General features: G+C 42.0%; 10 protein-coding genes. 4 read left to right on the forward strand and 6 right to left on the reverse strand.

Annotated features, from left to right (window positions below; all coding sequences use genetic code 11):
* The first annotated feature begins 245 nt into the window (after nucleotides 1-245).
* On the forward strand, nucleotides 246-1,010 hold the full coding sequence (locus tag E4N80_RS05895) for an Rpn family recombination-promoting nuclease/putative transposase (protein WP_253700948.1): 765 nt from the start codon (nucleotides 246-248) through the stop codon (nucleotides 1,008-1,010).
* A gap of 211 nt (nucleotides 1,011-1,221) precedes the next feature.
* On the opposite strand, the gene lepA is transcribed toward E4N80_RS05895, so the two are convergent.
* A complete protein-coding gene (gene lepA, locus E4N80_RS05900) occupies nucleotides 1,222-3,027 on the reverse strand; it encodes a translation elongation factor 4 (protein WP_253700949.1) in 1,806 nt (601 codons plus the stop codon).
* Between the two features lie 147 nt (nucleotides 3,028-3,174).
* On the opposite strand from lepA, the gene E4N80_RS05905 reads away from it, so the two are divergent.
* Both E4N80_RS05905 and era read left to right on the forward strand, forming a co-directional pair.
* On the forward strand, nucleotides 3,175-4,023 hold the full coding sequence (locus E4N80_RS05905) for an RnfABCDGE type electron transport complex subunit B (protein ID WP_010697616.1): 849 nt from the start codon (nucleotides 3,175-3,177) through the stop codon (nucleotides 4,021-4,023).
* A gap of 1 nt (nucleotide 4,024) precedes the next feature.
* Complete coding sequence (gene era / locus E4N80_RS05910) at nucleotides 4,025-4,909, forward strand: GTPase Era (protein WP_253700950.1); 885 nt, start codon at nucleotides 4,025-4,027, stop codon at nucleotides 4,907-4,909.
* Between the two features lie 6 nt (nucleotides 4,910-4,915).
* Here era and purH read toward each other — a convergent pair whose 3' ends face one another.
* From purH to E4N80_RS05935, 5 genes are all read right to left on the reverse strand, one after another.
* Complete coding sequence (gene purH, locus E4N80_RS05915) at nucleotides 4,916-6,517, reverse strand: bifunctional phosphoribosylaminoimidazolecarboxamide formyltransferase/IMP cyclohydrolase (protein WP_253700951.1); 1,602 nt, start codon at nucleotides 6,515-6,517, stop codon at nucleotides 4,916-4,918.
* A 19-nt stretch (nucleotides 6,518-6,536) separates the two neighbouring features.
* Nucleotides 6,537-7,121, reverse strand: coding sequence for a phosphoribosylglycinamide formyltransferase (gene purN / locus E4N80_RS05920; protein ID WP_002675271.1), 585 nt, complete (start codon nucleotides 7,119-7,121; stop codon nucleotides 6,537-6,539).
* A gap of 13 nt (nucleotides 7,122-7,134) precedes the next feature.
* Nucleotides 7,135-9,903 carry a preprotein translocase subunit SecA gene (gene secA / locus E4N80_RS05925; RefSeq protein ID WP_253700952.1) on the reverse strand — a complete coding sequence of 923 codons (2,769 nt, stop codon included), beginning with the start codon at nucleotides 9,901-9,903 and terminating at the stop codon, nucleotides 7,135-7,137.
* 264 nt (nucleotides 9,904-10,167) lie between these two features.
* A complete protein-coding gene (locus E4N80_RS05930) occupies nucleotides 10,168-12,219 on the reverse strand; it encodes a right-handed parallel beta-helix repeat-containing protein (protein WP_253700953.1) in 2,052 nt (683 codons plus the stop codon).
* A gap of 266 nt (nucleotides 12,220-12,485) precedes the next feature.
* Nucleotides 12,486-12,689, reverse strand: a complete 204-nt coding sequence (locus E4N80_RS05935; RefSeq protein ID WP_253700954.1) for a hypothetical protein — start codon at nucleotides 12,687-12,689, stop codon at nucleotides 12,486-12,488.
* Nucleotides 12,690-13,176: 487 nt separating this feature from the next.
* On the opposite strand from E4N80_RS05935, the gene E4N80_RS05940 reads away from it, so the two are divergent.
* On the forward strand, nucleotides 13,177-13,566 hold the full coding sequence (locus E4N80_RS05940) for a hypothetical protein (RefSeq protein ID WP_253700955.1): 390 nt from the start codon (nucleotides 13,177-13,179) through the stop codon (nucleotides 13,564-13,566).
* Nucleotides 13,567-13,590: the final 24 nt, after the last annotated feature.

Here is a 13,590-nt window from a genome sequence, read left to right on the forward strand (position 1 = left end):
TTTATTAAAACAACAAGCGATTATATCATTATTTGTGGAAAAGAAAAAGGGGGTCGATGAAAAATGTACGTCCATGCACATTTTTCATCTTAGAGTTTGCAGCAAGCGCAAACTCTCGAAGTTTGGAACCACGGACATCCTGAGTCCGATTTTTGCAATTTAATCCAATTTATAAAAATACTTTTCTAATTTACTATTTTTTTCAAATAATTCTTATAAATATAATGAGGAGGCGAGATAAACAAATGCTGAAAAAATTTGAAGATTTAACATTACAGGATGACTTTATGTTTTGTAAGGTCATGCAAAATCCGGATTTGTGTAAAAAGCTCATCGAGATGATACTGACCGATACAATCGGCAAAATTGCATATATCTCTATACAGCATAATATTAACACCTATGAACAGGCAAAATCCGTAAGGTTTGATGTTCTTGTACAAACTGAAAACGGTAAATTTTATGATGTGGAAATGCAGGTGAGTAACGAGAAGAATATATCTAAAAGAATGAGGTTTTACCAAGCAGCTATAGATATTTCGTTCTTGGATAAAGGGAATTTCTATAACGATTTAAATGAAAGCTTTATAATTTTTATCTGTTTATTTGATGTTCTAGGCAAAAATAGATCTATTTATACCTTTGAAAATATTTGTCTTGAAGATAAAAACATATCTTTACAAGACGGCACGAAAAAGGTTATAATAAACGCAGAGGCATTTAAGGATACTAAAAACAAAGAATTAAAAGAATTTTTAGAATATCTTAAAACAGGTAAAACAAAAAGCGAATTTACAAGGGAGATAGAAACTATGATACAAGCAGTCAAAAATAATGAACAGGCAAGACAAGAATATAGATTAATGTCTACTTTTGAGATGGATGCTAGGTATAAGGGTATTTATGAAACTAAGCGAGAAACGGCTAAAATATTAAAACAGTTGGGTGACTCTTTGCAAAAAATTATGCAAGTTACAGGTCTTACCGAATCCGAAATCGAAAAACTGTAATTTCACCCAACCTCCTTTGTATTCATCTCAACCAAAAAATAAACCATAAATTTGGTAACAATGCGGGTTCTTAGTGATTGCAAGCCGGCGTAGCAATCCAAGCCCTAAGCGGAATTTTGGCGAAAGGAGGGGTCATAGGGGAGGTACAACCAACGAAGTTTCGAGGTTAAACACCTTTCTTCCGAAAAAGGGGTTCTCTCCCCCTAATAATTTAATCTTCCTTAGTCTTCAATACTGCTAAGAATGCTGACTGCGGGAGCTCTACATCGCCTATCATCTTCATGCGTTTTTTTCCTTCCTTTTGCTTTTCGAGAAGTTTACGCTTTCGGGTGATGTCGCCTCCGTAGCATTTGGCAAGAACGTCCTTACGCAAGGCTGAAATCGTTTCTCTGGCTATTATCTGACTTCCGATAGCTCCCTGAATCGGTATCTTAAACTGTTGACGAGGAATTTCGTCTTTAAGTTTTTCGCAGACAAGGCGTGCCTTATCATAGGCACTCGGTTTATATGCAAGCTGGGCAAGAGCATCAACGGGCTTTCCGTTAATTAAAATATCTATCTTTGCCAAGTCGGTAGGACGGGTTTCTATAACCTCGTAATCAAAGGAAGCATAACCGCGGCTTATACTTTTAAGCCTGTCATAAAAATCGAACAAGACCTCGGCTAATGGCATCTCGTAGGTCATCTCAACCCTTTTTTCATCCAAGTAAGTCATATTGGTCTGCACTCCCCTTTTTTCCATACAGAGGGACATAACATTTCCAAGATAATTTGTAGGCGTTATAAGCGTTGCCTTTATATAAGGCTCTTCAGCCGAGGCTATAAGTCCCTCGTCGGGATAATCGGCCGGGTTATCGCAAATAATTTCTTCTCCCGTACGCATGGTAAGTTTATAGCGTACCGAGGGAGCCGTAAAAATAACCGACTGATCGAATTCCCTTTCCAACCTTTCTTGTACGATTTCAAGATGAAGAAGTCCTAAAAAGCCGCACCTAAAACCGTGGCCGAGGGCAAGGGAAGAATCTTTTTCCCATGTCAAACTTGCATCGTTCAGTTTTAATTTTTCAAAGGATTCGCGGAGCTCCTCATAATCGTTTGTATCTGTAGGATAGACGGAAGAAAAAACTACGGGCTTTACTTCTTTAAAGCCTGATAATGGAGCCTTGCATGGAGCAGAGGCATCGGTGATGGTATCTCCTACACCTACATCCGAAACGGTTTTAATACCTGCAATTATATAGCCTACTTCTCCTGCCTGCAATGAATCCTGCTTTACAAGATCGAGGACAAAGGTTCCCGTTTCTTCTACCTTGTATTCGCCTCCCGTATTCATAAAGCGGATAGTCATTCCGGGTTTTATCATTCCTTCAAAAACACGCACATGGACTACAACTCCCCGATAAGGGTCGTAGTGACAGTCGAAGATAAGAGCCTGTAATGGATTATCCTTTGAACCCTTTGGCGGAGGAAATGTTGTTATAATAGCTTCAAAAAGGACATCGATATTTTCGCCTGTCTTTGCAGAAACGGCCACAGCCGCATCGGAGTCAAGTCCCAGGTCATGGTCTATCTGATGTTTTGCAGCATCTATATCGGCCGCAGGTAAATCAATCTTGTTTATGACCGGAAGAATTTCCAAATCATGCTCAAGGGCAAGATACATATTTGAAAGGGTTTGGGATTCAACGCCCTGAGTAGCATCAATTATTAAGATGGCTCCCTCGCAAGAGGCAATGGCACGCGAAACCTCATAGGAAAAGTCTACATGCCCGGGAGTATCTACAAAGTTTAAAACATAGTTTTTACCATCCTTAGCCGTATAAGGAATTCGGACGGCATGGCTTTTTATGGTAATGCCCCGCTCCCGCTCTATATCCATATCGTCGGTCATCTGATTGCGGTGATAGCGCTCATCGATTATTTTAGTCTTTTCGATAAGCCTATCGGATAAGGTCGACTTACCGTGGTCTATGTGAGCTACAATACAAAAATTGCGTATATTTTCAGGATTTAACATAGGGCTCATTATAATGAAAAAATAAGATTATGTCAATTTTCAAATTTTACTTGTCATATTTCCTAACCTATTTTTTAAACCCATTACTTGCACAAAATGTAAAAATATGGCATTATATAAAAGAAATAAAGTTTTATTGGAGTATGCATGAATATTATTTTATTGACCTTGGCCGTATCGCTGGTATTATCTCTTTTGTTGGGCCTTTTGTTGGGCTTTTTTAAGAAAATCTTTTATGTAGAACCGGATAAGACGGCTGCAGCCGTAAGAGAGGTGCTTCCGGGAGCAAACTGCGGTGCCTGCGGTTATCCCGGCTGTGACGGATTTGCAGCAGCAGTTGCGGCAGGAGATGCACCCGTAAACGGATGCCCTGTAGGAGCAGCCCCTGTTGCCGAGGCCATAGGAAAGATAATGGGAGTTGATGCCTCGGCTTCTGCCAGAGTTGCGGTTTTAACCTGCCAAGGCTCTCACGATGTTTGCCGAGATAAGTGCGACTATGTAGGCGTAAAAACCTGTAAGGCCGCAAAGATTTCGATTAACGGAACAAAGGAATGTGATTGGGGTTGTATAGGCCTTGGCGACTGCGAGCGTGCATGCCCCTTTGATGCCATTCATATCAAAGAAAACGGACTTCCTGAAGTAGACTATGATAAGTGTACGGGCTGTGCTGTCTGTGTTGCCCAGTGTCCGCAGCATGTTCTAACGACAGTTCCTATCAATCAAAAAGGAGCTATAGCCCTCTGTTCATGCAGAAACCCGCGTAAGCCTCAAATTATGAAAAACTGTAAACGAGGCTGCATAAAGTGCATGAAGTGCGAAAAGAATTGTCCTACGGGAGCTATCAAGGTAATAGACGGAATACCCAAGGTAGATTATACCCTTTGCGATTCCTGCAATAAGTGTGTTGAAGGCTGCCCGACAAAGGTACTTATGCTTACCGAAAACAAGGTAAAGTTTAACTCTTGCACATCTTGCGAAGGATGCCAAAGCGCATAAAATGAACAGCGGAGTTGTAACGATAATAGGCCGCCCTTCAGCCGGAAAGTCTACATTTTTAAATACGGCTTCAGGTGAAAAGGTTTCGATTGTCTCATCAATTCCGCAAACCACCCGAAATGCAATAAGGGGTATCGTAAACACTACCAAGGGACAAATAGTTTTTATAGACACCCCCGGCTACCACAAATCCGAAAAAAAATTAAACCTAAAACTTCAAGAAATTGCTAAAACCCGCTTAGAAGAAGGAGACGCTGTTTTATATCTGATAGACCTTTCACGGGAATTCGGAGAAGAAGAAAAAAATATCTGCTCTCTTCTTATTCCCCTGCAAAATAAAACCGTAATAGGCCTAAACAAAGCCGACCTCAAATCCTCAAAAGCTGAACTTGTAAAAAAAGAGCTTTTAAGTCTCTTGCCAGATATTCCGCAAGAAAGAATCTTTGAAATTTCCGCCCTAAAGGATGAGGGCATAAATGAAATTCTTTCCCTCCTCATAGAACTCCTCCCCGAAGGAGAAGCCCTCTACCCTGAGGACATCTACACCGATCAGGATGTAGTCTTTAGGATTACGGAGATTATAAGGGAACAGGCCATTCTTCACACAAGGGAAGAAATCCCTCATGCCCTCTATGCAGGGGTAGAAGATGCCGAAATGCGTAAAAACGGCAAAGAGCTCTGGGTTCGAGCCTTCCTCTATGTCGAAAAAGAAAGCCAAAAGGCTATGCTCATAGGCAAGGGAGCCGCCGTAATCAAGAGCATAAGGATAAAATCCATGGCCGAACTGCGTAAAATTTTCCCCTACAAGGTTCAATTGGATCTTCAAGTCCGCGTAAACAAAAACTGGCGGCAAAAAGATAATATAATAAAAAAAATCTCGTATTAAAAATTTCTAATGCTTAAAATGCCTTACGCCCGTTATCAGCATGGCCATTCCGTGTTTGTTGCATTCTTCGATGCTTAAGTCATCGCGGATTGAGCCGCCGGGCTGGATTACGGCTTTTATGCCGGCTTTTGCAGCTTCCTCGATTGTGTCGGGAAATGGAAAAAAGGCATCGGAGGCTAGGACAGAGTTTTTAACTCTTTCACCGGCTCTTTCGATGGCTTGGCGGGCTGCATCTACTCTGTTGGGCTGACCGCAGCCTATACCGACGGAACAAAAACCTTTTTGGGGATTTGACAAGTCTATCGGGGCCGCGAGCAAAATGGCATTGGATTTAACCATAGTGCAAGCCTTCATGGCAAATTGTAAAAGAGACCTTTCTAAAGGCTCAGTCTTTCTTTCCGCTGCGTCTTTATATTCAGTACCTTCGGGGTCTCCCAAGTCTTTTTCTTGCTTTAAAAAACCGCCCAAGACAGACTTATATTCATACGCTTCTTTTTCTTGAAGAATGGGAGCTTCGATTAAGCGTAAGTTTTTTTTGCCGGATAAAAGTTCTTTTGCTTCTTCGGTAAAAAGAGGAGCTATGATGCACTCAACAAATAAGGAGCCAAGGGCTTCAACCGAAGACTTATCGAAAGGACGGTTTAAGGCGATTATACTTCCAAAGGCCGAAACTGGATCGCAGTCGATGGCTGCCCTTAAAGCAAGAGAAACTTCCGAATTAGGGGAAGCGGAGGAAGAGCTTTTTAAAGGTTCTTCATTTATTTCGGCAAGGCCGCAGGGGGTAAGGTGTTTTACCACAACGGCCGCAGGTTTTGTAAACATAGAAACTGCCCTCCACGCAGCGTCGGCATCGAGGATATTGTTATAGGAAAGAGCCTTTCCCTGTAAGACCTTTCCTCCCAAGGGGCCGGCCTTAGGCTCGTTTGTATAAAGCCAAGCCTTTTGATGAGGGTTTTCCCCGTAACGCAAATCCTGCCCGGGATAAGCACACAGGGTAAGAGAGGTTTTTTCTTCCATACCTTCGCTAAGCCGGCTTAGCCCGCTAAGCCAAGAAGTTATTGCAGCATCGTAGCGGGTACAAAGGTCAAAGGCCTTTATTGCCAACCTTTTGCGTAAGGAAAGAGGAATCTCTCCCGTCTTTTCAATTTCGGAAGAAACTTCGTCATAATCGTCCGGGTCGCAGATAATTGTAACGCGGGAATAGTTTTTTGCAGCTGCCCTTAAAAGAGCTACACCGCCTATGTCTATGTTTTCGATACAATCGCTTTCAGTTGAATCGGGGGAATTAATAGTTTTTTCAAAAGGGTATAGGTTGGCTATCACAATGTCTATGCCGCTAAAGCCGAGCGATTTTAGCTCTGCCCTATCCTCTTCGGTATCTCGGGCTAAAATCCCGCCGTGAATCATAGGGTGAAGAGTTTTAACCCTCCCGCCTAAAATTTCAGGAGAAGATGTGTATTCCGAAACTTCTTTTACTTTAATACCGGCCTCTTGTAAGGCCTTAGCCGTTCCTCCTGAGGCAATAAAATCATAACCTGCCGCTTTTAAGCGGGAAGCAAAATCCTTTAAACCAGTCTTATCGGAAACCGATGCCAATACCAATCCCATAATCTTCTCTCCATGCTTATCAAACCTTTGATAAAAATTTTAGCGTTTTTATTACAAGAGCATGTTCCGCCTCATGCACTCTTTTTTCAAAATCTTCAAGTCTGTCTCCCTTAAAAACCGGAACTTCCTCAGTAAAAATTACAGGCCCCGAATCGACTCCTTCATCAGGAACAAAGTGGGTCATAATCCCGCAGCGTGAGATTTCTCCTTTCATAAAAGCCTCGTACTGCCTTTCGATAGCCTCCGTCCCAGGAAATGTTCCGGGCAGGGCAGGATGAAGATTTATAAGCCTATCCTTAAACGAAGATATAAAGCTGTCAGTTAAAATTCTCATCCAGCCTAATAACAAAACATAATCGGGCTTAAACTCCTTAACCTTTTCGGCAAGGAGAGCATCATATTCATTTCGAGATGAGCCTTTTTTAAAAGGAAGATAAATAGTCTTTATTCCCTCCCTTTCGGCACGGCTGAGAGCAAAGGCTTCTTTTTTGTTTGAAACCACAGCCTCAATCTTATAATCAATGGAGCCGTTTTTTATTCCGTCAATTACGGCTTGAAGATTAGACCCGTTTCCCGAAACCAGCACCGCAAGTTTTTTTTTCATTCCAAATTCCCAATTACCCGTTTTTTCCGCAGCAGTGTTTGTATTTTTTTCCGCTGCCGCAGGGACAGGGCTCGTTTCTTCCGACCTTTGGAACGGTACGCACAACCTGAGCATTTTCAGGACGGCTTCGTGAAGAAAGGGCTGTGGGTCCCATTCCCTGCCCTGCACCCGAAAAACTTCCCATTGAGTTGTGCTGAGCATTTCCCTGAATGGAACGCATTTGGCGTGAAGCATGGGCTTCTTCTTCCGTGCTGATTTGAACACGGACAAGACGGGAGGCTATTTCGATTCTTATGTCATCAAGCATGGAATAAAAAATATCGAAGCCTTCAAGTTTGTACTCGGTTAAAGGATTTTTTTGTCCGTAGGAGCGAAGATAAACAGCCTCACGCAAGGACTCCAAATTTTCAAGATGGTCGAGCCATTTTTTGTCGATAGCCTGCAAGTATTGATAGCGGATAAACATGTTTAGGTTTTCTTTACCCGCAAGAGCTTCTTTTTCTTTAAGCTCCTTTGTAAAATGCTCTACAAATTCGTTTATCTCTTCTTCATGATTCTTTTTATCGATGTTTGCAAAATCTTCTTCGGTCAGAGTATAGGAAAACTTTTCTCTAAAGATATCTTTTATAAGACGGGCTCTTTCTTCTTTTTCGGCCTTTGAGCTTGAACTATACTCATCGAATTTTTCGCTTATAAATTCTTCGAGGGTTGCATAAATACGCTCGATAAGATTTTCGTCTGCAAGGATTGCATTTCGTTGCTCATAGATAAAGGAGCGCTGTTCGTTCAATACATCGTCATATTCCAACAAATGTTTTCGAATATCGAAGTTGCGGTTTTCTACCTTTGTCTGAGCCTTTTCGATGCTCTTATTTATCCAAGGATGCTCGATGGGTTCCCCTGCCCTCATTCCTATCTTGGACATAACATTTTTTAAGTTTTCGCCTCCGAAAAGCCTCATCAGGTCATCATCGAGGGAAAGGAAGAATTTGGAGCGTCCCGGATCTCCTTGACGTCCCGAACGGCCTCGAAGCTGATTATCGATTCGGCGGCTTTCATGGCGCTCCGTACCTATTACATAAAGGCCTCCGAGTTCTTTTACCTCATTATAGTCGCTTTGCCATTTTGTATATTCTTCGGCAAGAACTTTTTCATAATAATCGGGATTGGGATTTGTGCCCGTGCGTTTTTTAGCCCTCATTTCGGGACTTCCGCCCAGCTTAATATCCGTACCTCGTCCCGCCATATTGGTGGCTATGGTAACGGAACCCTTTGCTCCGGCTTCTGCAATTATAAGAGCTTCCCTCTCGTGATTTTTGGCATTTAAAACCTCGTGTCTTACACCCCTCTTTGTTAAGAGTTTTGAAATAAGCTCCGATTTTTCGATAGAAACCGTACCTACGAGGACGGGCTGCCCCCTCTTATAAGCCTCGCTTATTTCGGTACAAAGGGCTTCAAATTTATCGTTTTCGTTTAGGTAGATTACATCGTGTTCATCTTTTCGGGCAACGGGGAGGTTGGTCGGGATAACGACAACATCCAAGTTATAAATCTTTGTAAACTCAACGGCTTCCGTATCTGCCGTACCGGTCATGCCGGAAAGTTTATCGTACATTCTAAAAAAGTTTTGGAAGGTAATGGTCGCAAGGGTTCTGTTCCTTTGAGCGATTTTAATATGTTCCTTAGCTTCAATAGCCTGGTGGAGCCCGTCCGAATAACGGCGGCCTTCTAAAACACGGCCTGTGAACTCGTCTACTATCTGTACCTGACCGTCTTGAATAACATAGTCCACATCAATATGGAAAAGAATATGAGCCCTTACCGATTGGGTAAAGTAGTGAATATATTCAAAGTTTTCTTCATCAAAGAGGTTTCCGCTTTTGATAAGTCCCTGCCTTTGAAGGATATCCTGAATGTGGAGCATACCTGAATCGGTAAAAGAAACTCTCTTGCTCTTTTCGTCTATCGTATAGTCTCCGATAACCTCTTCTCCCTCAAGTTCATTCGGATATTCGCCAGTCTCGGGATTTTTTTCGACTTCTTTTAATTGACCTATGAGGCGGTCAACCTCAAAAAAGCGCATTGTATCGTCTTCGGCAGCTCCCGAAATAATCAAGGGAGTTCTAGCCTCGTCTATCAAGATAGAGTCGATTTCGTCTACTATTGCAAAAGAAAATTCTCTTTGGGTCTTGTCCTTGAGCCTCATCTGCATATTGTCGCGGAGGTAATCAAAGCCGAACTCGTTATTGGTACCGTAGGTTATATCGCAGTTATATTCTATACGGCGGGCATCGTTTTCCATATTGGAAAGAATAACGCCGACACTTACACCCAGATAAGAATAAACGGGTCTCATCCAATCGGCATCCCGTTCTGCAAGGTAATCGTTTACAGTTACAATATGAACGCCCTTTCCAGTCAAGCTGTTTAAGTAGGCGGCGGCAACGCTCATAAGGGTCTTACCTTCACCCGTTTTCATTTCAACAATCTTACCGGAATGAAGAACAAGGGAACCTAAAATCTGAACATCGTAGGGACGCTCTCCCAAGATACGTCTGGCTGCTTCCCGTGCGAGGGCAAAGGCTTCGGGGATAAAAGAATCCAAGGATTCTCCTTTTTGATAGCGTTCCCTAAACTCATTTGTTTTTGCCTTAAACTCCTCCTCGGAAAGAGAAAGAGCCCAAGCCTCTTTTTCGTTTATCTTGTGTAAAATCGGGAGCATGGCCTTAATATCCCGCTCATGCTTTGAACCGAAAAGAATTTTAATTATAGAATCTAACATATACCTTATAATGTATCAAAATTTGAGAAAAAAGAGAAGAGGGAAATGTAATTCCAAGTTTTTTAATTTAACCGCAACGAGCACAAAGGCCGCAAATAATTTTTTAATGCATCGATTACAAAAATATTTTTCTAGCCTTACTATTTTTTTCAAATATTTTCTATAAATATAATGGGGATGTATGATAAACAGTTCGGCAGGAATTCAGCCTCAAAGTTTTATCAATGGGTAATTTGTAATTACCCATGACCCATTCCCCGTTGTTTATTGTCGTTGCAAGTAACCTCTGCTGTTTATTATCCAGTTTTGTCCATATGGCTTCGTTACCTTAAATTTCGTGTAATTTGGTGGTGAGCCGACATTTATAGCTTCGTAAAGCACTTGCACTGGCGGATTTTCACGGTAATTTTCAGGCGTAATGCATGCGGCAATTCCGCTCGGAGGGCTAAGAGTACCGTAAATTATTATCCTTGCGTCGCTCCCCAAATACATGTCGTTGTTTATGTCAATTTGTGTGCTGTCTTTCATAGCTACATTTGCTTCTGATTCTGCGTATACGCCTGCACCTTTTGCTGCCTTATTACCGATAATCTGCAAGCTCTGCCCACCGCTGCCTGTGGAATCTTCCAGATACAAACTACAAGACAGACCCATATAGATGCCGCCGCCTTCGCTCTCTGTATCGGTCGTTTTGTTTGCTTTTTCTGCCTCCGTGCCGCCGATGACACCTCCTTCGATTGTTACGCTGGACAGGGTGTTCGTACTAGTGGTTTTTGCCGCGTAAATTGCACCGCCTTTATATTTTGCCTTGTTTCCCGTAATGGTGCAGTTTGTCATTACGACGGAGGATCCGGTTGCAAAGATTGCGCCGCCTAAGCCTTTTGCCTCGTTGCCCGTAAGGGTACAGTTTTCAAGTACTGCCTTTGCCCCTCTGCTCAAGCTTATACCACCTCCGTCACGTGCTATATTTCCTCTAATTTCTCCGCCTTTAATATGGACTACGGCTTTTTTGCCCTCCGCATTAATTGCACCACCGCTGGCATTATCGACTTTGCAGTCCTTAACATTGCAGTTAATCATATTGAGGGTGCAGCTCTCATTTGCTAAAACCGCACCTCCGCCCCATGAAGAACCTTTACCGCCTGTGAGCGTCAGATTTTTGAGCGTGAGTTCTCCGCCGTTTTCTATGGTAAAGATGTTATGCTGTTGGCCCGTAGTGTCGGTGTTCGCATCGAGTTTGGGATCTATGCCGGCTCCTTTTATAGTAATCTTTTTTGTTACATTGATAGTGCCGTTGTTGTCGCTATCGGTTGTTGCTTTAACTTCACCCATGACGGTTATGACGGTGCCATTCGATGCCTCCTTAACGGCTTGTTTTAGATTTTTCCATGCATCAGTCGAAGTACCTCCGCTTGCGATATAGCCTAAGGTCTTCGCTTCTTTTGGTGCCGAAGAGAGACCTTTTTTATCGGTCAACCAGACTGTGTATTTTGTTGGGAGCGTGCTTTCCGTAAGTTTCGTAGCGGTTTTAACGTATAGCTCCCAATTTCCAGATGTGATCGTATCAATGAGCGGGTCAACCTCCGTTGACTGCAAGAGAACAGGTCCCCCGTGCGATGTGTCGAATTGAGAAGCCAGTGCGCTAATCTGTATTTTTCTTTCCGTGCCGCCCTCTTTTTGTACATTAAGATATGCGATGTCTTTATGCAAAAGAGCGGAGCCTAACAGAGCCGTCATATTATCGGCTTTAAAATGCAGTACGTACATACCGCCGGTTTTTGTTTTTGCTATCGTTATATCACCGATTTCAGGCGGCGGCGTGTTCGCTTCAATATTCAGGCTGAACTTTTTGCTGAATTTTCTGCCATCTGTGGAAATAAGGGTAATTTCAGGGCCTATGCTGCCGTTACTCCATTCGTGCGCCTTTAAAAAGCTTTCTTTGTATTTAAGTTGCAGCGTGTCCGGAGCCGTCTTTGTTAAGGTGTAGTGTATGCCGTGCACCGGCTGCGGCGAAAGGCCGGGAAAATTGATAACTTTCCCCGCATCAGCCGCTGAACCGGGCGTAAAAATGGTAAAGTTTTTGGGATTACGCAGTTTAATTGTAAGTATTACATCAGTTGCAGACGGTATGCACAGTGCCCCGTCATTACTCGTTTGATAGGGCTTATTGATGCTAAAGTCAATAGGAACAACTTCGCTAGACCAATAGCCTAAAAATTCTTCAGGGTCTTCTAAAAACTGTTTACAGGTTGTAAATAATACGGCAGTTATCAGTACTGCCACAACCATTGTTAAAATCTTTAAAAGTTTTTTCATAAGTTCATTACTCCTTTTTAAGGGGGAGAGAAAACCCCGTTCCCTTACGGGCTTTTCAAGTCAGAGCAGGGTTTAGCCTTGAAGCTCTGCTGGCTGTACTCTCCCCCTATGACCCCCTCTTTTTCCCGTGCTGCCAAAGGGGACACCCCTTTGGAAACCCCATATAAGATTTTGTTTTCGGTGAATTGCTCCAATCTGTAGAACATACTTTTTTATGTGAGAAAATTTGGTTGTGGGTGATTGTTTTATTTGGGCACAGGTACCCTTCAGCTGTGAAGCTGTGAAGCTGTGAAGCTGTGAAGCTGTGAAGCTGTGAAGCTGTGAAGCTGTGAAGCTGTGAAGCTGTGAAGCTGTGAATTTTGTGCCGATCGCGGTTTTATGTCAAGTGCTTTGCACGGTGCTTTTGCAAAAATTTTTGCACTTTTTTTGTGAGAATTTTTGTATCTGCTATCGGTATACATTTCCTTCATTATAACACAGTATATCACAGTTCATTAAATATTACAATCTTTTGAAGAAATTTTGAGGATTTTTTTAATTTAACCGCAAAGGACGCAAAGATCGCAAAGATTTTTTTTATTAATTTACTATTTTTTTCAAATAAATCTTACAAATATAATGGGGAGATATGATAAACAGTTCGGCAGGAATTCAGCCTCACTGTTTATCTGCCGAGTTTGCCTTTCGGCAAACGTCGCACTATTATATGTGCTTTTTCACTTTGTTGCAAAAGCACGGAAAAACTTTTTTTCGCAAATTAATTTGCTATCCGCTTTAGCGGATACGATGAAAAATTTCCTTACAGAACAGAGCCGAAAGGCTCTGATATTTGCTGCAAAAAGTTTTTCATGGAGAAAAAATAAAAAATTAGGAGAAAAAAATGCTAAAAAAATTTGAAGATTTAACAATACGGGATTCCAAAGGACTGCAAGTCCTTTGGCAGCGCGAGGAAAAGGGATGGGGTCAAAGGGGAAGGGAAAAACCACCGCTCTGAACGGGGGGTTGTCCTTTCCCCTTTCAAAGGTTATAATAAATACAGAAGCCTTTTATAACACTAAAAACAAAGAATTAAAAGAATTTTTAGAATATCTTAAAACAGGTAAGGCAAAAAATGAATTTACGAGGGAGATAGAAGAAATGATACAAACAGTAAAACAAAACGAACAAGCAAGGCAAGAATACAGGTTAATGTCTACTTTTGAGATGGACGCTAGGTATAAAGGTTTTTCAGAAGGCTTAAAGCAAAAATCAATAGAAACAGCTAAACTTATGAAAAAGCGAGGTTATCCAATTTCTGAGATTTTGCTGATGACAGGCCTTCCCGAAGCAGAAATTGAAAAATTATAGTTTATTGCCCGCTATTTATTACCA

This window comes from Treponema denticola, from assembly GCF_024181605.1.
Classification (GTDB): Bacteria; Spirochaetota; Spirochaetia; order Treponematales; family Treponemataceae; genus Treponema_B; species Treponema_B denticola_B.

Coding starts and splice junctions, on each gene's coding strand:
- E4N80_RS05905 (WP_010697616.1), top strand. CDS start 3,175: ATGAATATTATTTTATTGACCTTGGCCGTATCGCTGGTATTATCTCTT.
- E4N80_RS05930 (WP_253700953.1), bottom strand. CDS start 12,219: ATGAAAAAACTTTTAAAGATTTTAACAATGGTTGTGGCAGTACTGATA.
- E4N80_RS05895 (WP_253700948.1), top strand. CDS start 246: ATGCTGAAAAAATTTGAAGATTTAACATTACAGGATGACTTTATGTTT.
- lepA (WP_253700949.1), bottom strand. CDS start 3,027: ATGTTAAATCCTGAAAATATACGCAATTTTTGTATTGTAGCTCACATA.
- E4N80_RS05940 (WP_253700955.1), top strand. CDS start 13,177: ATGGGGTCAAAGGGGAAGGGAAAAACCACCGCTCTGAACGGGGGGTTG.
- era (WP_253700950.1), top strand. CDS start 4,025: ATGAACAGCGGAGTTGTAACGATAATAGGCCGCCCTTCAGCCGGAAAG.
- purH (WP_253700951.1), bottom strand. CDS start 6,517: ATGGGATTGGTATTGGCATCGGTTTCCGATAAGACTGGTTTAAAGGAT.
- purN (WP_002675271.1), bottom strand. CDS start 7,121: ATGAAAAAAAAACTTGCGGTGCTGGTTTCGGGAAACGGGTCTAATCTT.
- E4N80_RS05935 (WP_253700954.1), bottom strand. CDS start 12,689: ATGAAGGAAATGTATACCGATAGCAGATACAAAAATTCTCACAAAAAA.
- secA (WP_253700952.1), bottom strand. CDS start 9,903: ATGTTAGATTCTATAATTAAAATTCTTTTCGGTTCAAAGCATGAGCGG.